This is a genomic window from Photobacterium makurazakiensis, assembly GCF_050336715.1.
Lineage (GTDB): Bacteria > Pseudomonadota > Gammaproteobacteria > Enterobacterales > Vibrionaceae > Photobacterium > Photobacterium makurazakiensis.
The window spans coordinates 18,340-43,168 of sequence record NZ_JAKJSJ010000027.1 but is presented as its reverse complement, the minus strand read 5'-3'; the positions used below and the strand labels follow the sequence as shown (position 1 = coordinate 43,168).

General features: G+C 41.7%; 21 protein-coding genes. 9 read left to right on the top strand and 12 right to left on the bottom strand.

Features of this window, described 5'->3' with window-relative positions:
* Positions 1–171: 171 nt before the first annotated feature.
* Positions 172–2,163, bottom strand: a complete 1,992-nt coding sequence (locus L4D09_RS13365) for a metallophosphoesterase family protein (protein WP_428458004.1) — start codon at positions 2,161–2,163, stop codon at positions 172–174.
* 186 nt (positions 2,164–2,349) lie between these two features.
* Between L4D09_RS13365 and L4D09_RS13360 the strand changes: the two genes are divergently transcribed.
* The gene (locus L4D09_RS13360; protein WP_428458003.1) at positions 2,350–2,763 is read left to right on the top strand and encodes a hypothetical protein; all 414 of its coding nucleotides are present in this window, start codon (positions 2,350–2,352) and stop codon (positions 2,761–2,763) included.
* Between the two features lie 72 nt (positions 2,764–2,835).
* Here the strand turns inward: L4D09_RS13360 and L4D09_RS13355 are convergent, their stop codons facing one another.
* Positions 2,836–3,594: a DeoR family transcriptional regulator gene (locus L4D09_RS13355; protein WP_428458002.1), complete on the bottom strand. Its 759-nt coding sequence runs from the start codon at positions 3,592–3,594 to the stop codon at positions 2,836–2,838.
* A gap of 294 nt (positions 3,595–3,888) precedes the next feature.
* Here L4D09_RS13355 and ltnD point away from each other — a divergent pair, with 294 nt between their 5' ends.
* The 6 genes from ltnD to L4D09_RS13325 all read left to right on the top strand — a co-directional run bounded on the left by ltnD (position 3,889) and on the right by L4D09_RS13325 (position 10,466).
* On the top strand, positions 3,889–4,794 hold the full coding sequence (ltnD, locus tag L4D09_RS13350; protein ID WP_489685999.1) for an L-threonate dehydrogenase: 906 nt from the start codon (positions 3,889–3,891) through the stop codon (positions 4,792–4,794).
* Positions 4,795–4,796: 2 nt separating this feature from the next.
* A complete protein-coding gene (gene otnK / locus L4D09_RS13345) occupies positions 4,797–6,056 on the top strand; it encodes a 3-oxo-tetronate kinase (RefSeq protein WP_428458001.1) in 1,260 nt (419 codons plus the stop codon).
* A complete protein-coding gene (otnC, locus tag L4D09_RS13340; RefSeq protein WP_428458000.1) occupies positions 6,049–6,681 on the top strand; it encodes a 3-oxo-tetronate 4-phosphate decarboxylase in 633 nt (210 codons plus the stop codon). The genes otnK and otnC overlap by 8 nt, the downstream gene beginning before the upstream one ends.
* Positions 6,681–7,457, top strand: a complete 777-nt coding sequence (otnI, locus tag L4D09_RS13335) for a 2-oxo-tetronate isomerase (protein WP_428457999.1) — start codon at positions 6,681–6,683, stop codon at positions 7,455–7,457. Before otnC ends, otnI begins: the two co-directional genes overlap by 1 nt.
* Positions 7,458–7,608: 151 nt before the next feature.
* Positions 7,609–9,063 (top strand): GntP family permease, encoded by a 1,455-nt coding sequence (locus L4D09_RS13330; protein ID WP_428457998.1) that lies wholly within the window; start codon positions 7,609–7,611, stop codon positions 9,061–9,063.
* A 164-nt stretch (positions 9,064–9,227) separates the two neighbouring features.
* Positions 9,228–10,466 (top strand): multidrug effflux MFS transporter, encoded by a 1,239-nt coding sequence (locus L4D09_RS13325; RefSeq protein ID WP_428457997.1) that lies wholly within the window; start codon positions 9,228–9,230, stop codon positions 10,464–10,466.
* 98 nt (positions 10,467–10,564) lie between these two features.
* On the opposite strand, the gene L4D09_RS13320 is transcribed toward L4D09_RS13325, so the two are convergent.
* The 3 genes from L4D09_RS13320 to L4D09_RS13310 all read right to left on the bottom strand — a co-directional run bounded on the left by L4D09_RS13320 (position 10,565) and on the right by L4D09_RS13310 (position 14,267).
* Complete coding sequence (locus L4D09_RS13320) at positions 10,565–10,936, bottom strand: VPA0510 family protein (protein ID WP_428457996.1); 372 nt, start codon at positions 10,934–10,936, stop codon at positions 10,565–10,567.
* Between the two features lie 247 nt (positions 10,937–11,183).
* Positions 11,184–13,268: an EAL domain-containing protein gene (locus L4D09_RS13315; RefSeq protein WP_428457995.1), complete on the bottom strand. Its 2,085-nt coding sequence runs from the start codon at positions 13,266–13,268 to the stop codon at positions 11,184–11,186.
* Between the two features lie 84 nt (positions 13,269–13,352).
* On the bottom strand, positions 13,353–14,267 hold the full coding sequence (locus L4D09_RS13310; protein ID WP_428457994.1) for a phosphate/phosphite/phosphonate ABC transporter substrate-binding protein: 915 nt from the start codon (positions 14,265–14,267) through the stop codon (positions 13,353–13,355).
* Between the two features lie 475 nt (positions 14,268–14,742).
* Between L4D09_RS13310 and L4D09_RS13305 the strand changes: the two genes are divergently transcribed.
* Positions 14,743–16,122, top strand: coding sequence for an amidohydrolase (locus L4D09_RS13305; protein WP_428458037.1), 1,380 nt, complete (start codon positions 14,743–14,745; stop codon positions 16,120–16,122).
* Between the two features lie 93 nt (positions 16,123–16,215).
* Here L4D09_RS13305 and gltS read toward each other — a convergent pair whose 3' ends face one another.
* From gltS to L4D09_RS13280, 5 genes are all read right to left on the bottom strand, one after another.
* Positions 16,216–17,436, bottom strand: coding sequence for a sodium/glutamate symporter (gltS, locus tag L4D09_RS13300; RefSeq protein ID WP_428458036.1), 1,221 nt, complete (start codon positions 17,434–17,436; stop codon positions 16,216–16,218).
* A gap of 68 nt (positions 17,437–17,504) precedes the next feature.
* Positions 17,505–18,308 carry a PhzF family phenazine biosynthesis protein gene (locus L4D09_RS13295; RefSeq protein WP_428457993.1) on the bottom strand — a complete coding sequence of 268 codons (804 nt, stop codon included), beginning with the start codon at positions 18,306–18,308 and terminating at the stop codon, positions 17,505–17,507.
* Between the two features lie 31 nt (positions 18,309–18,339).
* Complete coding sequence (locus L4D09_RS13290) at positions 18,340–18,912, bottom strand: NAD(P)H-dependent oxidoreductase (protein ID WP_428457992.1); 573 nt, start codon at positions 18,910–18,912, stop codon at positions 18,340–18,342.
* A gap of 55 nt (positions 18,913–18,967) precedes the next feature.
* On the bottom strand, positions 18,968–19,321 hold the full coding sequence (locus L4D09_RS13285; protein WP_428457991.1) for a MerR family transcriptional regulator: 354 nt from the start codon (positions 19,319–19,321) through the stop codon (positions 18,968–18,970).
* Positions 19,322–19,578: 257 nt separating this feature from the next.
* Entirely contained in the window at positions 19,579–21,462 is a 1,884-nt protein-coding gene (locus L4D09_RS13280; RefSeq protein ID WP_428457990.1) for an amidohydrolase, read from the bottom strand.
* A 122-nt stretch (positions 21,463–21,584) separates the two neighbouring features.
* Here L4D09_RS13280 and L4D09_RS13275 point away from each other — a divergent pair, with 122 nt between their 5' ends.
* A complete protein-coding gene (locus L4D09_RS13275) occupies positions 21,585–22,514 on the top strand; it encodes a LysR family transcriptional regulator (RefSeq protein WP_428457989.1) in 930 nt (309 codons plus the stop codon).
* Positions 22,515–22,560: 46 nt separating this feature from the next.
* Here the strand turns inward: L4D09_RS13275 and L4D09_RS13270 are convergent, their stop codons facing one another.
* On the bottom strand, positions 22,561–23,598 hold the full coding sequence (locus tag L4D09_RS13270) for a linear amide C-N hydrolase (RefSeq protein ID WP_428457988.1): 1,038 nt from the start codon (positions 23,596–23,598) through the stop codon (positions 22,561–22,563).
* Between the two features lie 105 nt (positions 23,599–23,703).
* A complete protein-coding gene (locus tag L4D09_RS13265; protein WP_428457987.1) occupies positions 23,704–24,582 on the bottom strand; it encodes a LysR family transcriptional regulator in 879 nt (292 codons plus the stop codon).
* Positions 24,583–24,829 lie beyond the last annotated feature (247 nt).

Here is a 24,829-nt window from a genome sequence, read left to right as displayed (position 1 = left end):
GGAATTGGGCTTGGTTAAGTGATAGAAGCGCTCTTTTAATCGCACGTCATAATATTAGTGTAGACAATAAAACACCTTTAATTAGTGACTTGAGTTGTATTTGGTAAATAAAAAAGCCACCTAATCACTCAGGTGGCTCTCAATGTAATCAGCCAACGTTAACCGATCTAATTATTGCTTAACCAACGCAATCTCTAGATCTCGATCAGCAATCATCCACCAGCGATTACCATACTGGCTATCGTAGCCCACCACAGGTTGGTCTGCACACGAGGCTTCTCTAACCGGCGTATTGGTTAAGTAACTTTCATCCCATGGAGCATCAACAATACAATATTGAGTAACCAGTGGATTCCACTCACCATTGCTGTATTCCCCTAAGATCACGTTTTCAGCATTAATGTTCGCGTCGGCGGTAAACTGCACACCGTATAAGTCACCAATATTACTCTCAGCATCCCAGCCTTGGGAAGCAGCCATCGGTAAATCGCGATGCCCTAGTTTCGTGCTGCCATCTGGCTGTGAACCCGGCAAACCAGGACTTACTCGAATGTCCTTTTCTCCACCAAACGCATTTTGATACACACCACCGTGGTTTTGCATACCACTGACGATCAAGATATCTGAGCGAGTTTCAGCTGTTTTTGGCTGCCAGCTCAACGTAACGTGCTTTTTCATATCGATGGTTGTCGCAGGTACAACAACATCTCCTTTTTCTGCACCGGTATCATCAACACCTTGTTGCCCTTTTACAACACGATTATTACCGTTCAGGTTTGGATCCCATGAAGAATGCTGGGTAAATAAGAACTGATAGCTTAAACGCATCATGTCGTTCATGGTTTCAGCTCGGCTTAAGCCTGCGGTATACCCCATTGTGCGTTCCGTCGTATCAACACGGTTAAAGGTATTGTTAATACCGCCAACCAGGCGTGCAGAAGAGCCATCATAGCCAAGGCAATCATTGGTTTTGTACTGAACAATATGATTTAGCACAGGGCGTTGATCATCGGGGATTGAATTCGGATAAATCAAAGATTCACAACGATCTAGGGTACGACTAAAGGTATCCATTAACGTCCAGTTTGGATCTGCTAACTCTTTCATGCCATCTTCATTCTGAAGAATGGTGTGCGGAGTAACATAGGCGTGATAATCAACACGCTGACCGTTAAAGGTTAAAATTGCGGCATTTGCATCAAATGAATTAGAGTCATATTCAGGCTTGAAGGTCGCCATTTTATGCTGAATAACATCTTGAATTAACTCACGTTCACCATAACGGTATTCATAACCTTTGTATGATGCGTTACCACTTACAATCTGAGTGTAAGACGGCATACGGTAGTTACCACCACTTGGCGTTGAAGCAAGTGTATCTACGCTGCTTCGGCCACCCGGATCGTTTGAGCCATAAACGCGAGCATGGATTTGCGAGCGTTGATACATGTGCTCATGGCCCTGTACCCAGATAACGTCATATTCTGCAAACAGTTCGCGGATTTCTTTATGAATATCAAACAAGCGATTGTCGTCTTTTGTGCCTTGAACAATCTGCTCACGCGTTTGACCATATTTAGCACCGACAAGACCATCGTGGCTAGCAATCACCACATGATCGAATTGGCCTTCATTCTCAGCAATCACATCCTGAATCCAGCCAAACGCAATCGGGAGGTTGTAGTACGCCAGGCCAATCATCAATACGTTGTCACGAATAATATAGTAGTTAAGCCACTCGGCAGAAGGCATGTGTACTGCGTCTTCAGGAATATAATGACGCATATTGTCAATCCACTCGACGGTATACGCCCAGCTTGTTTCGTGGTTGCCCATTACAGGCAAGAATTCCATACCAGCTTCACGATACTTTTCAGCCACTTCACGCCACTGCGCCCATTCTTTGGTCGATCCATTATCGGTTAAGTCACCAACAGGGATAACTACGTTCACCCCTTCAGCCTGATGCTTAGCCAGTACGGCTTCCATCGGGTGCATCGCCACATTCCAGCCACCACCTTGAGTATCAGGTAGTAGTCCCACCTTTAACGTTGAGTCAGCCGGAATAATTTTTCCTGATTCGTTATTAGAACTATTACAACCTGCCAATATACCCACTATCGATAAGGCTACCAAAGAGCGCTTCCAAGTCTTATTCTGCATGATCATCCACTACTTACTGCTATTTATTAGATTAACTGAAAAGGAAAATAAGCAATTTAAATGACAATTTGGCGGTTTTATTCCTGCAATTATTGCAGAGGATATATAACAACAGTGTCATGAATCAGTGTTACTAATAAATCAAACTTTCAATGACTACGCGTTAATATGAAAAGCAACATTATAATGAAAGCCGCATTAGGAATAGCGATTTTATTACCCAATATTTCACTTGCTGCATCAACCACCGATACGACAATCAAGCGTCAGCTATCACCTGAGCAAATGATGTTTGAATTACACGAAGAAGCAACATGTTTAGTTGCCGCTCAATACCTAAAAAATGAACGAGTAAAAATACATAAAAATAATTACGCAGCGCTAATTGATGAGTTTTCGGTACCCGTTGACGCAGAAACATCTATTGTGAAGCGGGCTAATATGGAATACACCTATTTCGCTGAGCGTGCGAAAAAGCGTTATACCGACGTCGATCACCACATGTTACTAACATCAGCCTATACACATCGATGTTTATTTATGAATGGTTACGAGGCTCAGCGCCCATTTATTGAAGCATCAGAAAAGAGCACACTGTAAAACGACGATAAAAAGGCATGCTATAAATGGCATGCCTTATTGACGACAAGAGTGGCTTGCTATAGTCCGACGCTATACAGTCACGACATCGATACCACGTTCAGACAGATCATCAGTACAGCTAGATGGAAAATCTCTATCGGTAATGACTTTATCAAAACAATCGATATCAACAGCGTGAAACGTTGCCACCTTTCCGTATTTAGAAGAGTCACTCACTAAATAATTTTGTTGTGACGATGCTACAATTGCCTTTTTAACCAATACCTTGTCTTCACTCGGTGTCGATATACCACGTTGATTCCAAGATGACGTCGAAACGAAAGCCACATCAATGTTCATTTCACGTAGTAGACGCGCTGCTTTATCACCTACCGATGACTGATTACTTTTATCAACCTTTCCGCCAGTATGGTAAAGGCTGCAATCTGAGTGATTCATCAAATACCCTGCAATCGCAAAGTCATTCGTGATCACCAATAGATCATCACGATGATTAAGCTGATGGGCAATTTCTAACGTCGTTGTGCCTGCATCTAAATAAACCGTCATATTCTGCTTTATCAGCTGTGAAGCGTATAAACCGATCTCAGCTTTTTCATTTCGATACTGATTAATCTTCACATCATGAGAAAGCTCTATATGGATGGTTTCTGTAAGCTGAACCCCACCCGATACCGACATTACACGCCCGTCAGATTCTAGCTTGGCGATATCACGGCGAATCGTCATATGTGATACATCAAGTTGCTGAGTCAATTCACTAATGCTGATGACTTCCTGATTACCCAACAAAGTTAGGATCGTTCGTTGTCGTTCTGCCGGAATCATAATGCTTCTTCTATATCTAGTTGGCTTGCACACATCTTAACACTACAAAACCCACTATGTGAATATATGTGAGCATTTGATAAGGCAAAGTTTGATTATTCTCTAAGCTTTCAAACTATTAGCATAATCCCGCTGCAATCTTGCCTTTTATAGCGAGTAACTCACACTCAAGATTCACAATATTTATCACAACCTATGTTAAAAAGTGTGAAGTTGCGCCTAGATCAATCCAAAGAAGCATCATAGAATCACAAACAACAACACAAATTCACAAAAGTTAACATGGAGAGGCAAATGGAAACTCAACAAATACAGTCAGTTGCCGTAATCGGACTCGGTTCAATGGGTATGGGCGCTGCGAAATCATGCATTCGTGCAGGCCTACATACTTACGGTGTTGACTTGAGCACCGACGCATTAAAAGAATTAGAACAAGCTGGCGCAAAAGGTGTTTCACATAATTGTGCCGATTTCGCACAAACACTTGATGCCGTCTTATTACTGGTTGTGAATGCCCGACAAGCAAAAGCTGTACTATTTGATAGCCAACTGGCTGAAAAACTGAAACCTGGTACGGCAGTCATGGTTTCTGCCACGATTTCGGCTGAAGATGCGAAAGCCATTGAAGCAGGCCTTAAAGCGCACCAACTGATTATGCTTGATGCACCTGTTTCTGGCGGTGCAGCAAAAGCCAATATCGGCGAGATGACCATCATGGCATCGGGTTCTGAAGAAGCCTTTACCAAATTAAAGCCTGTACTCGATGCAACTGCTGGCAAAGTCTACAACATCGGTACTGAAATCGGACTTGGTGCAACAGTAAAAATCATCCACCAGCTATTAGCCGGTGTTCACATTGCAGCCGGAGCTGAAGCAATGGCACTGGCTGCTCGCGCGAATATTCCTCTCGATTTAATGTATGACGTTGTGACTAACGCAGCCGGTAACTCTTGGATGTTTGAAAATCGCATGAAGCATGTGGTTGATGGCGATTACAGCCCAACATCAATGGTTGATATTTTCGTTAAAGACTTAAACCTTGTATCTGACACGGCAAAAGACCTGAAATTCCCGCTACCACTAGCTTCTACCGCACTGAACATGTTTACCAGCGCAAGTAACGCCGGCTTCGGTCAAGAAGATGATAGTGCCGTGATCAAAATCTTTGATGGCATCGAACTACCTAAGAAGGAGCTGTAATCATGCTATTAGGAGTGATCGCCGACGATTTCACAGGCGCAACTGATATTGCAGGTTTTCTGGTAGAAAACGGCATGCGTACGATTCAACTAAACGGTACACCAACAACACAGGTCGATATTGATGCCGATGCGGTTGTGATCAGCCTTAAATCGCGCTCATGCCCCGCAGAAGAAGCCATTGAAACGTCAGTTGCAGCCTTACAATGGCTACAACAACAAGGTTGCCAGCAGTTCTATTTCAAATATTGCTCTACCTTCGATAGTACTCGCGAGGGCAATATTGGCCCTGTGACCGACGCTTTGCTCGACACGTTGGGTGAAAACTTCACCATTGTTTGCCCAGCACTTCCAGTAAATGGTCGCACCGTTTTCAATGGCCACTTATTTGTAATGGGGGAGTTGCTGTCTGATTCTGGCATGCGTAATCACCCTGTTACCCCGATGACAGATTCAAGCCTCATTCGCTTAATGGATGCTCAATCTCGCGGTGAGTCAGGTTTAGTCAATTACCAAGTCATCGAGCAAGGTGCAGAACAAGTTACTTCACTATTTAGTGAACTGTCACAAGCAGGCAACCGATATGCGATTGTTGATGCCTTTAACCAAGCCCACCTTGAAACCTTGGGCAAGGCAGCTAAGTCACTGAAACTGGTAACAGGCGGCTCTGGCCTAGCCACAGGTATTGCTAAAAACTGGGCTGAATATTTAAGCGATCAATCGTCAGCCAAAGCCGCTGGCAAGCCACAAAAAGCAAAAACAGTTGTGTTATCAGGCTCTTGCTCAGTAATGACCAACCAACAAGTTGCCAACTATGCGGCTAAAGCACCGCACTTAGTATTGGATATTAAAGCCTGCCTAGAGCAAGACGATTACTGTGAACAAGTCTTCCAATGGGTACTAAATAACCTTGATGGCACATTGGCGCCAATGGTATACGCAACCGCTGAGCCGAAAGTATTAAAGAACATTCAAGCCCAATACGGCGCGCAAGCATCAAGCCATGCTGTAGAGCAGTTTTTCAGCAAACTGGCTCATCAATTAAAAGAGTCTGGCGTGCAGAACTTCATTGTCGCTGGCGGTGAAACCTCTGGTGTCGTGACTCAAAGCTTAAATGTAGAAGGCTTTCACATTGGCCCACAAATCTCACCGGGCGTACCTTGGGTTAAAGCCATTGGCTGTGATCTGTCGCTAGCGTTGAAATCAGGCAATTTTGGTGATGCCAACTTCTTCGAAACAGCACAAGGGTTTTACCATGACTGAACAACAACTCAGAGATCAAATGGTGACACTTGCTCGCTCAATGTTTGAGCGAGGCTATGCTACCGGCGGTGCTGGAAACTTGTCACTTAAGCTGCCCAACGGTCATTTTCTGGCAACACCGACTGGCTCTTCGTTTGGCCGATTAGATGCCGAACGTTTATCCGTTGTCGATATTGATGGTACTCATATCTCAGGCGACCGACCATCAAAAGAAGTGGCATTCCACTTGGCAATTTATCGTAACAACGCTAATTGCAATGCAATTGTTCACCTGCATTCAACCTACCTAACCGCATTGTCGTGCTTAGAAGGGTTAGATACTGACAACGCGATTAAGCCGTTTACCCCGTATTTCGTTATGCGTATCGGTAAGCTACCAGTGATCCCGTACCTACGCCCGGGTGACCCACGCATTGCTGAAGAACTGGCTAAACGTGCTGCTGATTATCGTGCTTTTCTACTGGCAAATCACGGCCCTGTCGTCACCGGCTGCGATTTAGTCGATGCAGTAGATAACGCTGAAGAGTTGGAAGAAACCGCAAAACTGGCGCTGATGCTAGACGGTAAAGCGATCCGTTACCTGAGCGATGTTGAAATTAATGACTTAAAAGGAAGAGGCAAATAATGGCTAAGTTCGCAGCAAACCTCACCATGTTATTCACTGAGGTGCCTTTCTTAGAGCGTTTTGCTCAGGCGCATCAAGCTGGATTCAAAGCGGTTGAGTATCTTTTCCCTTATGCTTTTGAGGCTGAAGAGCTAGCGGGTGAATTGAAAAAATATGGCTTTGAACAAGCACTATTCAATCTACCTCCGGGTGATTGGGATGCTGGCGAACGAGGCTTCGCTGCCATTCCAGGTCGAGAAGATGAGTTCCGTGCCAGTGTCGATACCGCATTGAACTATGCCTTAACCCTAGGCTGTAAAAAAGTACACGCCATGTCTGGCATTGTTAATAACGACTATAGCCACCAGCAGCACGTCGATACTTTTATAAGCAATATCCGCTTTGCCGCCGATGTGTTCGCCGAACACGGTATCGAGCTGATGATTGAACCACTAAACAACCGAGATGTACCGGGATACTTTATTTCTCGCCAGCGTGATGCTGTAGAGCTCATCAAAATGGTCGACCGCCCTAACGTTAAGCTACAGCTCGATCTGTATCACGCTCAGATCATGGAAGGTGACTTAACGGTACTCATTCATGACTTAGCAGCCTACACAGGTCATATCCAAATTGCATCTGTGCCTGACCGCCATGAGCCAAGTGAAGGCGAGCTTAACTACCCTCACTTATTCAATGTACTCGACAAGTCTGGCTATACCGGTTGGATTGGCTGTGAATATAACCCAAAAACAAACACAGTCGACGGACTGGGTTGGGTGAAGCCTTATTTATAAACGTAGACACCGTAATACTTAAAGAAACAAAAAGATAAAGAAATACAGCTTGCGGCACTTGTCCCCCTAAGTGCCGATTGAAAACGATAAACCGACGTGAAACTCAATAAATCATAGAGCCTGCTCAGCAGGCCAAAAAAGGAATGAAAAGATGGATGGAGCAATTTTAGGCATTATTGTTGGTATAACCGCAATGATGGTCATGATAATCAAGACCCGTATCCCTGTCGCACTTGCAATGGTGATCTCTTGTTTAATCATGGGACTATTTGCAGGCATGGCCCCTACGGAGCTCGTCAATGCAATCAAATCGGGCTTTGGTGGCGTATTAGGCGGGATTGGTCTTATCATCGCCTTCGGTGTCATCATGGGTGCTTGTTTCGAAAAATCAGGCGCCGCGGTTCGAATGGCTAAAACCTTTGTTAAGATTTGCGGTAAAGGCCGTGAAGACTTAGCGCTTGGCTTTACTGGCGTATTGGTGGCAATTCCCGTTTTCTGTGACTCTGCTTATGTACTATTACACTCGCTAGTTCGTGCTATTTCTCGCAATACCGGGAAATCTTCGGTTGGTTTGGGTGTAACACTTGCGCTTGGTCTACTGATCACCCATGCACTTGTGCCACCAACACCGGGACCAGTTGCTGTATCCGGCATTCTTGGGGTCGATCTTGGCGTTTACATGCTTTGGGGCTTAGCTGTATCAATCCCAATGATGCTGCTGTCACTTATCTACATCCGTAAAGTCGGTAAAGAGTATTACCGTGTACCCAATGGCGACACTTGGATCACTAACCAAGCTGATTGGGCAAACCTCGAAAACGTAAAAGAAACCAAAGATGAAGAACTACCAAGTAACTTCCTATCATTTGGCCCTATTTTAGTACCCATTGTACTGATTCTTGCAAATACCATCGTAGGTAAAGGTGACAGCTTCTTCCATACTGTTCTAGAGTTGCTAGGTAATCCAGTCGTCGCTGTTGGTATTGGTGTACTAATGGCACTTTATGGCCTAACAACTCAAATTGACCGTAAAGAAATGATTGGCTCAATGGACGATGCACTATCAACCACTGGTCTAATTCTTGTTGTAACAGGTTGTGGTGGTGCAATGGGTGCGGTATTAAGCGCTTCAGGCGCTGGCCCTCAAGTTGCTGAAGCAATTTCAAGTAGTGGTATCCCACCACTACTTGTGCCACTAGCTATCGCGTCAATGCTACGTCTAATTCAAGGCTCAGCTACCGCTTCTATGATGGTTGCTGCAACCATGACCCTACCGCTGGTTGAAACACTTGGCCTAGACCCAGTGTTTGTTGCACTTGCTTGTGCTGTAGGCCCTGTAGGCTTCTCACACTTGAATGACTCATACTTCCATATTATTAGCCGTACACTTGGTATTACCGAGCTGTCTGATCAACTGAAAATTTGGAGTTTGACCTCAACTATTGCATGGGCTATTGGTGCAAGCATTATCATGACGCTGAACCTCTTCTTTGGTAAAGGCGGAACGCTAATTGACCCAATCGTACCAATGGCTGTACTGGGTGCAATCGTTGTCTGGATGAAATCTCGTGAAAAAACACCGTCTGTGAATACTGCGATTTCTTAATCCAACCAATACCCCCTCCCCAATCAAAACAGCCTACTTCGGTAGGCTGTTTTCTTGCTACAAGCTTAACAACAACCATGTTTCTTATGCCTCACACTCAATTCACAGGTAAGCTATTGCCATAAAACAATAATTTAACCCAGTGCGTTATTAAGGATCCATTGTTGAACGGTAGTAACCCTGCAATTTCTTCCCCATCGATATCACCACCATCCATGTTAACTTTGGTGCTACTTACTGGTTTGTCTGCAATGTCGATCAGTATTTTCTTACCGTCCTTGCCACAAATGGCTGAATATTTCGACGTAGAATACAGCGTTATACAGCTCTCAATTTCCGGCTATATCGCAATGAATGCGGTTGTTCAGTTTGTGATAGGCCCACTTTCTGATCGTTTTGGTCGTCGAACGATGATGCTTTGGGCCTGCATGATTTTCGTTCTCGCTACCATTGGCTGTTTGCTGACTGACAATGCATATGTCTTCTTGTTTTTTAGGACACTTCAAGCTGTTGTCATTAGCGCAGGCGTTATTGCCCGCGCCGTAGTAAGAGATATTGCCGATGAGCGTGACGCAGCCAGTATGATTGGCTATATCATGATGGGGATGTCGATGGTACCTATGATAGGGCCAACACTCGGTGGGTTTCTTGGCGAATGGTTTGGCTGGCAAGCTAGTTTCATTCTTTTGCTCATCTCCGGCATTGCTATTAGTATATTAACGTATGTTGATATGGGAGAAACTGCGCCACAAACCCGCTCATCACTGGTACAACAAATCAAAAGCTACCCAAATATACTTATTAACCACGCTTTCTGGGCTTACAGCTTAATTACAATGTTTGCTAACGGTACCTTCTTTCTCTTCCTTACAGGTGGCCCTATTATTGGGTCTGTCGTTTTTGAAATGTCACCATCTGTATTCGGCTTATACTTTGCGTTTACACCATTAGGGTACTTAATTGGTAACTACTTATCGGGCCGATTTTCGAAACACTATGGTATGCAGAAAATGATTGCAGTTGGCATTATTTTCGCCGCTATTGGCTTAGTGGCTATCTTGCTGCTGAGTTATTCGGGGCTAACAACGCCCATCATTTTCTTCGGTTTGATGTTTTTGGTTGGCCTCGGTAATGGTCTTATCTTACCGAATGCCACTGTTGGAATGTTATCGGTCAAACCAGAATTAATCGGTTCAGCCTCTGGGCTTGGTGCAGCAATCATGACGGGAGGTGGGGCAATTTTATCTACCAGCGCAAGTATCGTTGTCTATTCTGATTCAGGCGTCACTCCAATGGTATGGCTAATGCTGCTGACCTTTGGCCTAGTCGCTCTGCTTTATTGGTGGAGTTGTACTATACAGGTAGAACACAGTCATCGCGAAAACACCAAACCTTCTCGATAAACACACTTATACCGACATCGCAATAAAGCCCTACATAGTTATTTTCTTTCTAGTAAAACTATGCGGGCTTTATAATCACTTAACATCAGTACATGCTGCTACCTTGGTCGAGAAACATACTCATAGTTATCGCCACGACGCTTATAATAGTGGTTATCGATAATGGCATAAGTTGCACCAGCAACGATGGCAAACGTAGCAATTTCTGGTAGCCGACTACGATGGTAATGGCGATGCCTTGGTGCTTTTTTAACTATCACCACCTTTTTGTGATGCTTATGATGTTTGTGGTGCTTATAATGTTTATGGTGCTTATGTTTGTGATGCTTTTTATGTTTATGGTGATGCTTATGACCATGTGCCTCAGCTACATTTGGAACAACCAATCCAAACGATAAAATCAGGGTTGCAACTACCCCATTGACCAATGCTTTTTTCTTCCAGTTACCTGGTTTTAACCACTGTTTCATGGTTTTCTCCTCATTATTTATGACGTTAGAATACGTCTCGAGAAGAAAAACAATGTTCGATTAATGTCAATTTATGGTCGTAGGAATGTCAGTAACCATAAAAACATTAATGGATAAACCTAAGCTATTGAATAATCGGTAACGATAGACATATACAGTTACAACTATTAGCCCGCCATATGCAACCAGACAACCCAGATATCAACAATACCAATACTGCTAGCTGAAAAGTTCTGACAATATTTAGCTAAAAGCTGTTAGCACTCACTTTATTTTTTTGAGGTGTTGAACCAAAACATTGCAGTATATATTTAAGGTGGCTCTTACTCATTGGTTTAGCAAAATAAGCCCCTTGTGCCACTAAGCACTGCTCTTTACGTAGAAAGTCTTCACTCTGTATCGATTCAACCCCATTTGCGATAACACCAATCCCCATTTTTTTTGCCATCGAAATAAGGGCAGAGACAATTAGCTCATTTTCACGGCTCGGGTGTATAAAAAAAGAACTATCTATTTTAAAGCCATCAAGTTTAAGCTCTGACACTAACTTCAACGACGTTTGGCTAGCGCCCACATTATCAAGCCATACATCAAAACCATGCGCTTTCACCTTACTAATCATACTTCTAACATCTTTTACGTAGTGAACAAAACTAGACTCAGGTATTTCAATACGAAACWAGGATGGTTTAACCTGATGATTATCCAAATACCTTAGAATTCGATCAAAGTTAAGCTGCTCCATAACTTGCCTTGTTCCTAAATTAAGCGAAAAGTAAAAATCATCACTGACGTACTCGCGCACGCTTTCGTAAAAGTTTATCACTTCAATAATTTGCCATCGGGTTAGTTCATTTAAAATATTTAGGCCTTCAGCAATTTTAATTAAATCTACTGATGAAATAACGCCAAACTCATCATCTTGCCAGCGGATCAAAACTTCAACACCTACCAGTTCATAGTCCGCTAAATTAAACTGAGGTTGAAACTCAAGGAAGTAGCCACTTAACGACTTTAAAGTACTCTGAAGTTTGTTTTCAAGACGATAACGGTACTGAATACCTAGATCCATAGCATGATCATAATGAACATAACGCCCTTTACCACGCCGCTTTGCTTCATATAATGCTATGTCTGCATTTTTTATTGACTGCTCTACTCCCTTAGCGTCATAACATTGGAAAACACCAATACTGGTATTCACATAGAGCTCATTATCATCAATTAGAATAGGCTTTTTTACTGCAGAAATTAAACGGTTCGCGATTAATTCAACTTCTGACTTTCCATTGACATCATTAAGATAAATAACAAACTCATCACCTCCGACTCGAGCCACCATATTTTGTGGTTTCAATGAAATGATCTTGTCTTTGATTCTCAGCGAGGCACGTATGCGATAGGCAACTTCGATCAATACTTTATCGCCAATTTGGTGACCATAGTTATCATTTATCGACTTAAATCCATCTAAGTCCATGAAAAGAACAAAATAATTGGTTTCTCGATGCTCTTCGATTGTTCTTTTAAAGAGATGCCTATTGGGTAAAAATGTTAAAGCGTCATAGTAGGCAAGCTCTTTGAGTTTTCTATCATGATCTTCAAGTAGGTGACACAAGCTATTAAACTTGCCTATCATCGTACCAATCTCGTCCCCCTGACTCTTAACTTTGAAGGGTCGATAATCGCCTTGTTTCATGCTAGCAATATGACGAGTTAACTGATAAATCGGTGATATTAATCTTTGACTAATAATAAACACACAAGCTGAAACAAACAGCACAGTTAACGTAAAATATATTATTGAGCGCTCTGTAAGTTTAGCTTTATGATTATCCAATTGATTAATAATATTTTCGTTTGCTATCCGAGTAATTCTAATGACATCATCAAGCGGCATCTTTATATATATACCAGCAATCACAGACTCATCGATCATAACGGGATAACCTATATCAATCGAAGATTCCCCCTGGTAATTGTAGGTATTTCCAAGTTTAATACTATTTACAACAGCACTATTATCAAACACCTCACCCACTTTAATATTCTTATCCGTTCCATCATGAATAATAATACCATTGTGATCRAAAATAATTACGTCTTCAATTATTTCATAACGATGTAGATGCTCAACCATTAAATTGACATGTTCAAAATCAAGTAAGTATATTGAATCTTTCAACTCATTACTTAAATATCCAGACAATAGTAAACTGTTACTATCTACGATATCTTTATAACTACTTCCAATGATAGCCTGAATAGATTGCGTAGATTGTTCCGTACCTTTCTTCAGTTCTTCTAAATGGACGAATAATAGAACTGCCATCGATAACGTTATAATCGTTGCAATTAATAAAACATTTTTTGTTGCCCACCCAATTCTCATATTGTTGTACAGCTATAGTTCGTTTCAAAAAAGAAGAGTACTTTCAAGCAATCGTTCATCGGTTTCACTTAACTCACTAAAACGGCTTGTTTTTTGATATTTTTTTAGCGCCTTATAAGCAGAAGCACTCTCATGTGCCTGTAAAAGTATGCCTTTTATCGCCGCTTTGTGACTCGCTGGTAATGTTGAACGGACTAACATGTATGACCGTGGTACAGATGGTGTTTTATAAATCAACTTGAGTGCTTCTTTTATGCGAATAGGCACATCCTCATTATCCTCCCAATTAACACTACTTAACACCCCAACATCTACTTTTCGATGATAGACCCAGGTCGAAATATTAACCTCATTATGCCTTCTCGTGAAATCAGATGAAAATACATAATTCACCATAGAAGGCTCACCTACCTCTTCCAAATCTTGGATGTGATTAACAGGTAATTGGTGCTGCTTTAACGCCACCATTGGCAAATAATACCCGCTGGTTGAGCCAGGATCTTCAAACACTACTTTCCGTCCAATCACATCTTCAATAACATCAATTTCACTGTCTTTTCTTGTAAAAAAATAACTATTATATCGAGAAACGTTCTTTTTCCACCGTAATAGTATTGGCTCCATCACTGTCTGCTGATAAATCTGACTTGCGCCATATAAAGTTTCAGAAACAATATCAACCTCACCCCTATTAATAGATCTAATCATATCTTCGATATTCGCCTTAACAATAATCTCATAGCTTTGATAACCAAAAACATCCATTTCTTTTTGCAGATAACCCATTAAAGGCCTTGTTTTTTTTATATGTTTAGATGGATGATTACTAATGACACCAATAGAAAGTGTACGAGTATCTTCTTCACCCATTGAAAATACTGGCCAGCTTATAAAACATCCCAACAACAATATGATTAAAATGTGCATCGGCCGTTCCATACTAAACACCTTGTATATAATACTAGACAAGGAACAACACTTTTGTAGTTCACTAAATTTATGAAAAATACGTCAAGTTTATATCCCTTTTTGGGATGTATGTTTTTTTAGGCATTAACATAGCAACATTCAGCTACCAACTAATGATAAATATATTACTAGCCTTTGATTAATAAAGATAAGCTGTTAATCGATGCATATTTTCAACGTCAATTTATCGTCACCTTTAGTACAAGTCACACGAATAGTTAATGTGCCTTTTTGTGATCTATCGCACTATTACTTCTTAATAAATCGCTTCTCTAGCCTGATTGACCTCCGTTGCCTGACTCATTATCTCATTATGAGATATGAATCTTTGCCCATGCTTACTTTACCGCCTAAAATCACCACGCCGAATTATTCTCTTATAATAGAAACAATGAACAGAAAAATAACACTACTAGCTGCTGGGCTACTTCTTGCAGGTTGCTCGATGCCTTCTTCCCTGCCTGATTACAACGCCTCAATGATCATCACCAATGGTCAACTCCTTACCATTAATGACCATAAAAAAGTTATTGATGATGGTGTTATCGTTATTCAAGACGACACCATTATTGCAGTGGGTAATGAAAGCCTTCTCAGCCGCTATCAAGCACCCAAGGTGATAGATGCTGAAGGTGGTATCGTAATGCCTGGGATGATAAACACTCACAATCACCTACCGATGATTGCATTTCGCGGCCTAGGTGAAGAAGGGATTTCCAACCGCCTATTTGCCTACTTCTTCCCGCTTGAAAAAGAAAAGTTAAGCCGAGAGCTCATCTATGAAGCAACAAAACTTGGTGCCGTTGATCTAGCCCAAAGCGGTGTCACAACCTACGCTGATATGTACTACCATGTGGATGATATGGCGCGTGCAACGAAAGAAGTTGGTTTACGTGCCGTACTTGGTGAAACAGTAATTAAGTTCCCTGTCGTCGATGCTCCACAACCATATGGCGGCATTGAATATGCTAAAAACTTCATTGCTGAATACCAAAATGACCCCTTAATCACTCCCGCCTTTGCACCACATGCGGTGTATACTGTTTCAAAAGAAAAGCTTCAAGAAATCAACCAACTATCTCAGCAGCTGGATGTACCTGTATTAATCCATGTCGGAGAGTTTGGCAACGAAGCTGAGCGCATTGAAGGTAATGATGAGCAACTTAGCCCTGTCGCGTGGCTACAGAAAATTGGTGTATTAGATAACCGTATGGTACTCGCACATGGTATTCACTTAACTCAAGAAGACATTGATTTAGTGAAGGCAGCCGACGCCAGTGTAGCCTACAACCCAATGGCTAACGCCAAAGGTGCAACCGGTATCGCTCCTGCTTGGGACATGTACCAGCAAGGTGTTCGCATGGGATTAGGCACCGACGGGCCAATGAGCTCTAATCAGGTCGATTTATGGCGAACACTTAGCTATGCCGCCAACATGCAACGGCTTAAGCATGAGGATCGTACCATTATGATCCCAGAGCAAGTGATCGAACTCGCGACGATTGGCGGTGCTAAAGCTCTACATATGGAAGATGAAATCGGCTCGCTAGAGGTGGGGAAAAAGGCTGATATCATCATTGTCGAGACCCAATCGCCAAACATGATGCCAAACTACAATCCATACGCAACCTTGGTATATCAGGCTAACCCTAGTAATGTCGCTACCACTATTGTGAATGGTGATATCGTGATGGAGAATCGCCAAATTCAAAATATTGATATGGCTGAAATGCGTGAGTCGGTAAAAATAATTGAAGCAGACATTGCAGAATTTGCGAAAGAGCTGTCAAAGAAAGCGATAAAATCACCTAGCTTGATGAAATAGCTTGATGAAATAACCTGAGACTTTAAAAACAAAGGGGGGATGCATATTGCATCCCCCCTTTTTATTACGTTTGACTACCCATAGCAGCCCTTATTAGAAGCTCGTCAAGAAGTACGGAATAAGCAGAGCATTGACTAAATCAATAAAGAAAGCACACACTAATGGCACGATTATAAAGGCCAAGTGCGAATTACCGTATCGCTGTGATACCGCCGACATATTTGCCATTGCGGTTGGCGTTGAGCCTAGTGATATCCCACCGAAACCCGAACATATTACTGCCGCGTCATAATTCTTACCCATCGCAGGGAAAACAATGAAAAGGTTTATTAAGATAGCGACGATAAACTGCGCTGCTAATATGGCAAAAATAGGCCCTGCTAAGTCAATTAATGTCCACAATTGCATGCTCATCAACGACATGGCAAGAAACGTACCTAAAGATATATCAGCTATTAACGCAATGGCGGGTTTCCGTGTTGGCCAAACTGTACCCGATATTCGAGGATAAGATGAAGGGACAAGGTTAGTAATAACAATACCTGCAAATAAGCAGGTAACAAATAAAGGTAGTTGTAGACCTAACTCGCCGATTGCACCATTAAGAATATAACCAAAAATAGCACAGATATGAATGGCTAGAATGGCATCCAAAAAATCAAACGCAGTGATGGATTTATCACCTTCATCTGACACTCCAATGTCCAGTTCTTCATGATGACTAGGAGAGAGTTGATAACGATTAATTAAAAATTTAGCAATTGGCCCGCCCATTAAGCTCGCTAGAATCAAGCCAAATGTCGCACTGGCTATACCAATTTCCATCGCATTAGAAATACCATATTCTTCAGCAACACGCGGCGCCCAAGCAATTGCCGTCCCATGCCCGCCAATCAACGAGATGCTTCCGCCAAGTAAGCCTACGGTTGGGTCTAAACCAAATAACCCCGCAACACCAATACCTGTAAGGTTTTGAACAATCATATAGCCAATAGTAATCGCGAGTAATATCACTAATGGCATTCCTCCGCGGAGCAAATCTTTTAAGCTGGCGTTAATCCCAATGGTTGTAAAAAAGTAGACCAGCAATACATCACGCGCGATTAAATTAAATTCAATTTCAATATTGGTGATGAAGAAAACCAGAGCAATAAGCACAGAGAACAAGATCCCACCAGTGACCGGTTCTGGAATGCTAAATTCCTTGAGTACAGGGATGACATTATTAAGCCGTCGTCCAACAAACAGTACAACAATCCCAATTGTAACAGCAAAAAATCCATCTAATCTAAGGATGCTGTTAACCCAATCCATTTCCATGATTTACCGCCTTTAGTATGTTTAATTTTGGCTTTTTATCTAAAACTGACATTTAACATGTCTTAGACAGAAATCTGACCTTTAAGGTATAAAACACCAAAGCCAGAAACCAATACCCGCTCATCAAGCACCTGACAATATACCCTCCCTCCCCTTAATGAAGCTTGATGCGCCAGTAATAAATCTTTAGATAGCCTTTCAGCCCAAAGGGGGGCTAAACCTGAATGTATAGACCCCGTTACTGGGTCTTCATCCCCACCATTTGCAGGCCAAAAGTACCGAGAAACAAAATCATAATCACCGTTCTCATTATCAGCTTGAGCTGTTATCACAACATCAAATGGCGCCAACGCTTTTAACTGCTCTGAGTCATAGGAGAGCTCTCTAACCTCATATTCCGAGGCCATTACTGCTACATAAGCTTGGCGATTTCGTAGCACTTCAATTGGCTTATGGGATAAACCAGCAAATAGTGCTTCAGGTATCTGATCCAAAGGCTCAGGGCATTGGTTGGGGAAACTCATTTCAATACGGCCATCGGCTTTCTGCGTCACCAACAAGCTTCCAACCTTTAAGGTGGTATATTCTATTTCACCGGTACAGCCTAAGTGGTTAAACAAAACATAGGACGCAGCCAATGTTGCATGGCCACAAAAATCGATCTCGGTAAGCGGTGAAAACCAACGGATTTCATATTTATTGACAGCAACCGCTTTAATAAAGGCGGTTTCTGACAAATTATTTTCTGATGCAATCTTTTGCATTAAAACGGCATCTGGCCATTCCTTTATTGGAATGACCGCTGCAGAATTACCTTTAAACTGTTGTTGAGTGAATGCATCAACAACAAAAATGTCCATATTCACTGATAAGTCCCTTGTTAGAGTGCCTATCGCCCTAGTCTATTGGGGCAAGTTTAGACACTGACGAATTCCATTTATCTCTTTGCTTCTGGGTCGAGTTTAATACTGGACCAATATAGGTTGATGAAACCTGTTTTATCCCACAAAAACCCAAAACTGTGTGCTTTAATTGCTTGTGTACAGCATTCCCCTGAAACCAGCGATAGTAAAAAGGTGGTGTATCCATTGTGAAAACCACATCAGCGGTTCGACCTTTAAGCAGCTTTTTAGGGATTGATTTGTCCTTTTCATACTTAAATGCAAATCCAGGTAATAATGTGCGATCGACTAAACCTTTTAATTTAGCTGGCATCCCTCCCCACCAAACAGGTAACACAATTACAATATGCTCAGCCCACAATAGTGACTGCTGAAATGATACTAAATCCGGTTCAAGCACTAAGTTGGAGTCATACCCTCCGTTCAAATTAGGCTCAAACTCCAGCTCACTTAAAGAAACATGTTTAACTTCATTGTTTGCCGGGCAAGCCTGTATATAACTATTAACCAGTTCACCGCAAAAACTGACTGATTTAGGGTTACCGTTAATTACTAATACTTTTCTCATCTCGATTTATCTCCTTATAAAAAGGACAGCATAAACCTTTCCCCACAGGGCAGAGTCAATCAGTTCCTAGGCATTGTTGGATACTTTTCCGATACCCTTCAATCTTTTCTTTTTGCTGAGTTAATCGGAGTACTTCTTCATCGATAGAATGTTGCTTTTGAGATAAAAGCTCAATGACTAACGGCCAATCTAGTTCGCGGTGACCCACAGCAAGTTGTTTTAAATCCGATAAGCTTACACCTAATGCTTGCGCATCTTTGATTAGTTTAACAAATTTAACATCACCCTCATCGTAAACACGGTAGCTTCCGCGCCTTTTGATGTTCAAAAGCAAGCCGATGGATTCATATAGCCGAATTGCTTTAGGCGATGCCCCAGAACGTTTTGATATTTCGCCAATATACAACATCTACCCCTTAGTTAATTAATCCTTAATAAACAAGAGTATACTATTTACACCGCCATTTTATTAAAGCAGATTTGTGCGTTATTTGTGTATTCAACAACATCTATGACAGGCATTTAGGAGGGATTAAGACAATTCGAGCTGACAGTAGGAAGTGCAACGGAAAATATAACAAAGCCTTGTTAAATCAAAAGATCTAACAAGGCTTATTCCTTCACTGAGTCAGCAATGTGACTCACTCAATTTACTTCCGGCTACGGCTAGTTAAATTTAATCTCAGACATAGCCTGCTGTAAGTGAAGGCTCGTTGTACAAGTATCTTGGTCGTGGTTGTGACCTTGGTGGCTGTTAAGATAGCTAACAACACTCATCGTGTTCTCAGTCATCGCCAAACCTGCATTACTCGATGTTAGGTGCGCAGGTGTACCTTGATATATTGTAGCTTCCACCTGAATGTCTTTAATATTTTCAGGTTTTACTTTATATGGGCTGCTATCAAGCACTGTAAAGTTTGCATACTTACCAATATCAATCGTACCAATTTCATTTTCTAGTCGAGCGGTATATGCGGCATCGATGGTAATGGCACGCATCGCTTCATCAACAGTAATACGCTCTTGCTTACCAACCGCTTCACCTGATAAACCGGTACGGTTCACTGCTGCCCACATCAGGCTTAAAGGTTGTGCTGGTGCCATTGGTGAATCAGAATGCAGTGATAGCGTACCACCAGCATCAATAAATGAACGGCCTCTAGCCATTGTTTCAGCACGTTCTTTACCTACACCTTCTTCAGAGTACAGCTCTGCTAAAATGTGAGTGTAATATGGGTTTACACTAAAGTTTGCCCCTAACTCAACCGCTTTCGGAATATCATCTTTATCTGTAATACCTAAATGATGAAAACCAGTACGGTGATCTTCACGTGCATATTCTTTATTCATTTTTTCAAGAATATTGATCGCAGTTTCAAACCCTAAGTCACCATTCGCATGAACATAGATGGTGTAATCATCTTTCCAATAAGGGCGCATGCTTGCTTCAAGATCAGCCGGTTCTTGAATCCACTCACCGGCATGCCCATCTGTGTAACCATCTTTAAGCTGCATTAGCTGGCTATACATCGCACCGTCAGCAAAAAGCTTAATAAACTTCGGTAACCATTTTATATTTTCGCCACTATAAGCTTCATGTTGAGTTTGCCCTTCAGCAATAGCTTTACCTTTGATTGGATCGTTATCGGCCATCATATAGGTAAAATTACCGGCAGGCATAAGCCAGTAGTCCATCGGAAAGAAATCATCTTCTAAGATACTTACAACTTGTTCAAACATCTCTGGAGTCGCAATTACACCAGGGTCAATGGCCGTCGTGATACCACCAGATTGCGTGTAATCCCTTGTTCGCTCCATCCCAGTTGCAAACATACCGCTTTCAACAAGGAACTTTAACATGTCGTTCAAGATGAGTTTTGCACCCGCTTCAAAGGCGTGGCCACGTTCCCAATCTAGCTGCGTATAAGCATGTCCATCACCCGACCAACCATCTTCGTTCCACCCCATCATTTCCATTGCCGCATCATTAAAGAAAAGCTCATGGAAGCTCCGGTGCCAAACAATGATTGGGCGCTCTTTTGAAATACTGTTCAGTAATTCACGGCTCATATTATTATCGTGGAAGTAATTATGGTAACCCCAAGACACTAACGGTTGTCCTTTGGGATGATTCTTTTCAATTTCAGTCAAACGCTCTACATACGCATCATGGCCTTGAACACCTTCGACTTTAGCCCAAGGTAAGTCCCAATCGGCAGGCGTAATAAATTCAGTGCTCAATAGAATACCCATCATCCATAAGTGGATATGAGGTTCGACAAAACCAGGCGTCAGCACTTTATCTTCAAATTCTGTATTTACCGAAAAGCCTTTCTTTTCTGCATATTTTTTTTCAAGATTGGTACGCTTACCAACATCTAAGATTTTTCCGTCTTGAACAGCGATCGCATTAACCTTGCCATAATCATTTTCCGATAATGTAACTATGTCGTTTGAGACAAACAGAGTAATTGGGCTATCTGGTTGGGTCGCCATAGCGGGCATTGACATCACACTTGCAATGGCCGTAGACAGAAGTAACTTTTTCATTGTTTTGCCTATTATTTTTAATTTATAAATTGTTATAAGTAAGCGAACTCACGCTCGACTCACCGATATTTCTCTTCTATACCCCTACTATAGTCATGGAATTCCGTTTGAAGTAATGCATAATGAAGGGGAAAACCAATCATTATTATCGTGAGGCAACACGCATGTTTTCTTATGAGCATTTAAAGTCGTTTTGTGCCACTTATGAAGCGCACAGCTATAGCGGTGCAGCACGTTTACTCAATAAAGATAGAACAACCATTCGTGAACAGATAAAAGCGTTAGAAGATAGTTACTGTACCGAGCTATTCACTATTGAAGGCAAAAAAGCGCGACCAACGCCTTTTTCTGACTCGATGTACAAACAAGCTAAATTGATCGTAAGAAGCAGCGAACGACTCGACTTAAGAATGATGACGGCTTATAAGCATGAACTTAAATCCATCGATATCTATCACGACTCTTTAATGCCGAATGGACTAGTGCTTGAGATTGAAGAATTCATGCTAGAAATGTCTCCAAACATTATTGTGAATTGGCTACACAGAAACAGAGATGAAGCGTTAACTGCAGTTTCAAATGGACACAATAAAGTCGCTGTCATGCAGCATCGGATGTTCAATGTATCTGATTATGCTGTTGAAAATATTAAACTCGGCGATGTCGATATCAGCGCTTATGCAAGGCCTGAAAGTATTTTATTTCAGCAAAAGAATATCTCAATGGAAGATCTTGAATTAGAAAAGCAATATATTAGTGAAAACCATTCTATTTCAATGCCCGAATTTTTAGCTATATCACCAAACCTTCGGGTGGTAAGCAATAACGATATGTTACTTGAGTTAGTAAAAAAACATGGATGGGCTTTGATGACAACGTCTACCGCGGAGCCGTCTGTTGCCACTGGTGAACTTCAAGAGTTAGCATTTAAAGAGCTCACAAAATCGGCCCGATTTGGCCTGAGCTTTTTTTATCCATCAACATTTGAGCAATCCGCCATTTATGACGGGCTACTGAACGTCATGCAGTCATATGCCAAAAAACACCTGTGAAGAATAATTAAACTGGCTAGTTAGTAACTAGCCAGTTTTTCGCAGGTTATTGCCCTGAAGCAATAACCTTTTCGGTTATTTCACCAATTAATCCAGCCTGAACCAAATCGAACTCAATATTCTTGCCTGAGTTTTGAATAGCTTTAACATTGTATTGTAATTGTGTGAAATCATCTCCCCACTGATAGCGCAGTAAAGTTTCACCGGATTGTAAATGGTAGTTCACATTATATTCAGTCGCGTAACCTGCCATCTCACCATTCACCGGACGGTTTGGCGCATCGTGCGGAATTTTGAATGTGATCGAATCAAGTTTCACCATACCGTTAATAACACTTGTTGGCTCTGTTAAGTGGCCATAGAAATACGACGAGTGTATAAATCGGTCTTCAGGGTTTGCATTCCCCCCTGTACCTAAGTTTGTTTGCGAGTATTGCCCTTCTAACTCTCCCCACCCACGTTTAGAACGTTCAACATTCGCTAGGTGTTGATCATAGTCTGGCTGGTTGGTCATAACCGTGTATTGTGGTCCATGCCAAATACGTGGGCCTTCTGCTCTAAATTCAATAATCGCAGAATCACCCGTAATGTCTTGCAAACTAATATGCAGTGCAATTCTTACAGGAACTCCCGGTACAAACTCGGTATTTGGCGGGTTGCCTTCAACAAACTTCACGGCGTCATCTACCGTCGAATATTGAGAAAGAATATGTTTTAGATAAGTTAATGTACCAAAGTCTTCTGCATTCTTTGAGTCTGCTGTATCCATTCCCGCATCGTAAAGTACATTACCACTTAGACCGACACTATTTATGCCATCAGTCAGTTGACCATAAGTCGTTGTGCCTGTGACATCATATTGGGAGGTCATTGTATTATTGTTGTCAAGATGCGTCACATAAGAAGATGATTTAGGGATATTAACTAGCGTAGGGTTAGTCTGCTCTGACCAATCGAGAGTACGAGATACAAAAGTACCATGATCTTGTGTATTCCATAACAGTCTTGTGCAAGCTTCTGCCGCTGTTACAACACCTAACGATAAAGTGCCAACAATAGCGGTAGTGAGTAATTTCTTGTTCATGGCATCTAACCTTATTCATGTAATAAACAAGGTTATGATTGCATCCAACCATCAATCATAAAAATACGAAACGATGGATAAAATCCATCATAATTCAGGCCTTATTTAATTGAAATGATTTCTAGCCACCACTTTAATCGCCTCTATAACAGGGTGCGTTTCTAGGCCAACAGGAAAGTAAAACGTAAACCCAAAATTTAGGTGGCCTGCTATTTCACTCACATCAAGACGCAGTAGTTCACCACTATTAACAAAAGGCTGTGCCAGCGCAGTACTAATAATTGCCCAACCGTCATGTTTTACCATCTCGGTTAATAAATCATTGTTACTGATTAAATGATAGCGAGGAGAAACCACGTACAAACCGGGCAGTGTATTAAAATCATTCTCACTGATGTATTGCTTTTCAAGTGCTAAGTCATCAAGAGTGATGTTCTTCAAATGCCCAAGTACGCTTCGCCTACCGGCATACACAGCCAATTCACCATAACCCAGTGAAAAGTAGTTGATTGGTTTACCTGTCGCATTAACATTCCGGTGTTGCATCAATGCAATACTACTATTATCTTTTTCTATAAATTCAAAAGCTTCTTCTCTATTTCGATGAAGCCAATTAATTTTTAATTCAGGAAAGTGTTTCGCTAGTTCATGCTCAATTTTAATCGCCAATTTATTGGGTAACGATACATCATGATAAATGTTGATTAAAAACAGTTCTGCATCAAACGCTGCTTGTAATGAACGATTTAAACACTCGCTACTTCTAACAAGCTTTTCTGCACGTAGGTAAATATGGTGTGCAGTGGGTGTTGGCATTGCCTTCTTGCCGTCAATAACAAACAAAGCGACCGCATAATAGTCTTCTAGCGCTTTGACTTGATCGCGTATCGTGGTTCGATCTTTGCCTAGTTTTCTTGCTGCAGCACTGTAACCCCGTTCTTCAAACGTTGTACAAAATGCAAGTAAATGCTCATACGAAAACATTATTAGCCCCCTAAAAACGCAAACTATTATGATTGATATTATCCATCATAATAGTTAACTAGAAGCACTTTTTGGCATTTGAATTTTAAATTCGACAACTAAAATATCGAAACGTGACCTTTAGATGGGGAAATGATTAAAGCAAGGCCAAAAATGACGCTTTGGCCTTTGATTATTTATGTACTCGAAAGCAATGTGTTGTCTAGAGCTCGACTCATCAGAGCTTGAAACTAAGTGCGTAAACTAA

Coding starts and splice junctions, on each gene's coding strand:
- L4D09_RS13355 (WP_428458002.1), bottom strand. CDS start 3,594: ATGATTCCGGCAGAACGACAACGAACGATCCTAACTTTGTTGGGTAAT.
- L4D09_RS13320 (WP_428457996.1), bottom strand. CDS start 10,936: ATGAAACAGTGGTTAAAACCAGGTAACTGGAAGAAAAAAGCATTGGTC.
- L4D09_RS13305 (WP_428458037.1), top strand. CDS start 14,743: ATGCCTTCTTCCCTGCCTGATTACAACGCCTCAATGATCATCACCAAT.
- L4D09_RS13365 (WP_428458004.1), bottom strand. CDS start 2,163: ATGCAGAATAAGACTTGGAAGCGCTCTTTGGTAGCCTTATCGATAGTG.
- otnC (WP_428458000.1), top strand. CDS start 6,049: ATGACTGAACAACAACTCAGAGATCAAATGGTGACACTTGCTCGCTCA.
- L4D09_RS13290 (WP_428457992.1), bottom strand. CDS start 18,912: ATGAGAAAAGTATTAGTAATTAACGGTAACCCTAAATCAGTCAGTTTT.
- L4D09_RS13265 (WP_428457987.1), bottom strand. CDS start 24,582: ATGTTTTCGTATGAGCATTTACTTGCATTTTGTACAACGTTTGAAGAA.
- L4D09_RS13310 (WP_428457994.1), bottom strand. CDS start 14,267: ATGGAACGGCCGATGCACATTTTAATCATATTGTTGTTGGGATGTTTT.
- otnK (WP_428458001.1), top strand. CDS start 4,797: ATGCTATTAGGAGTGATCGCCGACGATTTCACAGGCGCAACTGATATT.
- L4D09_RS13275 (WP_428457989.1), top strand. CDS start 21,585: ATGAAGGGGAAAACCAATCATTATTATCGTGAGGCAACACGCATGTTT.
- L4D09_RS13285 (WP_428457991.1), bottom strand. CDS start 19,321: ATGTTGTATATTGGCGAAATATCAAAACGTTCTGGGGCATCGCCTAAA.
- L4D09_RS13270 (WP_428457988.1), bottom strand. CDS start 23,598: ATGAACAAGAAATTACTCACTACCGCTATTGTTGGCACTTTATCGTTA.
- otnI (WP_428457999.1), top strand. CDS start 6,681: ATGGCTAAGTTCGCAGCAAACCTCACCATGTTATTCACTGAGGTGCCT.
- L4D09_RS13360 (WP_428458003.1), top strand. CDS start 2,350: ATGAAAGCCGCATTAGGAATAGCGATTTTATTACCCAATATTTCACTT.
- L4D09_RS13280 (WP_428457990.1), bottom strand. CDS start 21,462: ATGAAAAAGTTACTTCTGTCTACGGCCATTGCAAGTGTGATGTCAATG.
- L4D09_RS13330 (WP_428457998.1), top strand. CDS start 7,609: ATGGATGGAGCAATTTTAGGCATTATTGTTGGTATAACCGCAATGATG.
- gltS (WP_428458036.1), bottom strand. CDS start 17,436: ATGGATTGGGTTAACAGCATCCTTAGATTAGATGGATTTTTTGCTGTT.
- ltnD (WP_489685999.1), top strand. CDS start 3,889: ATGGAAACTCAACAAATACAGTCAGTTGCCGTAATCGGACTCGGTTCA.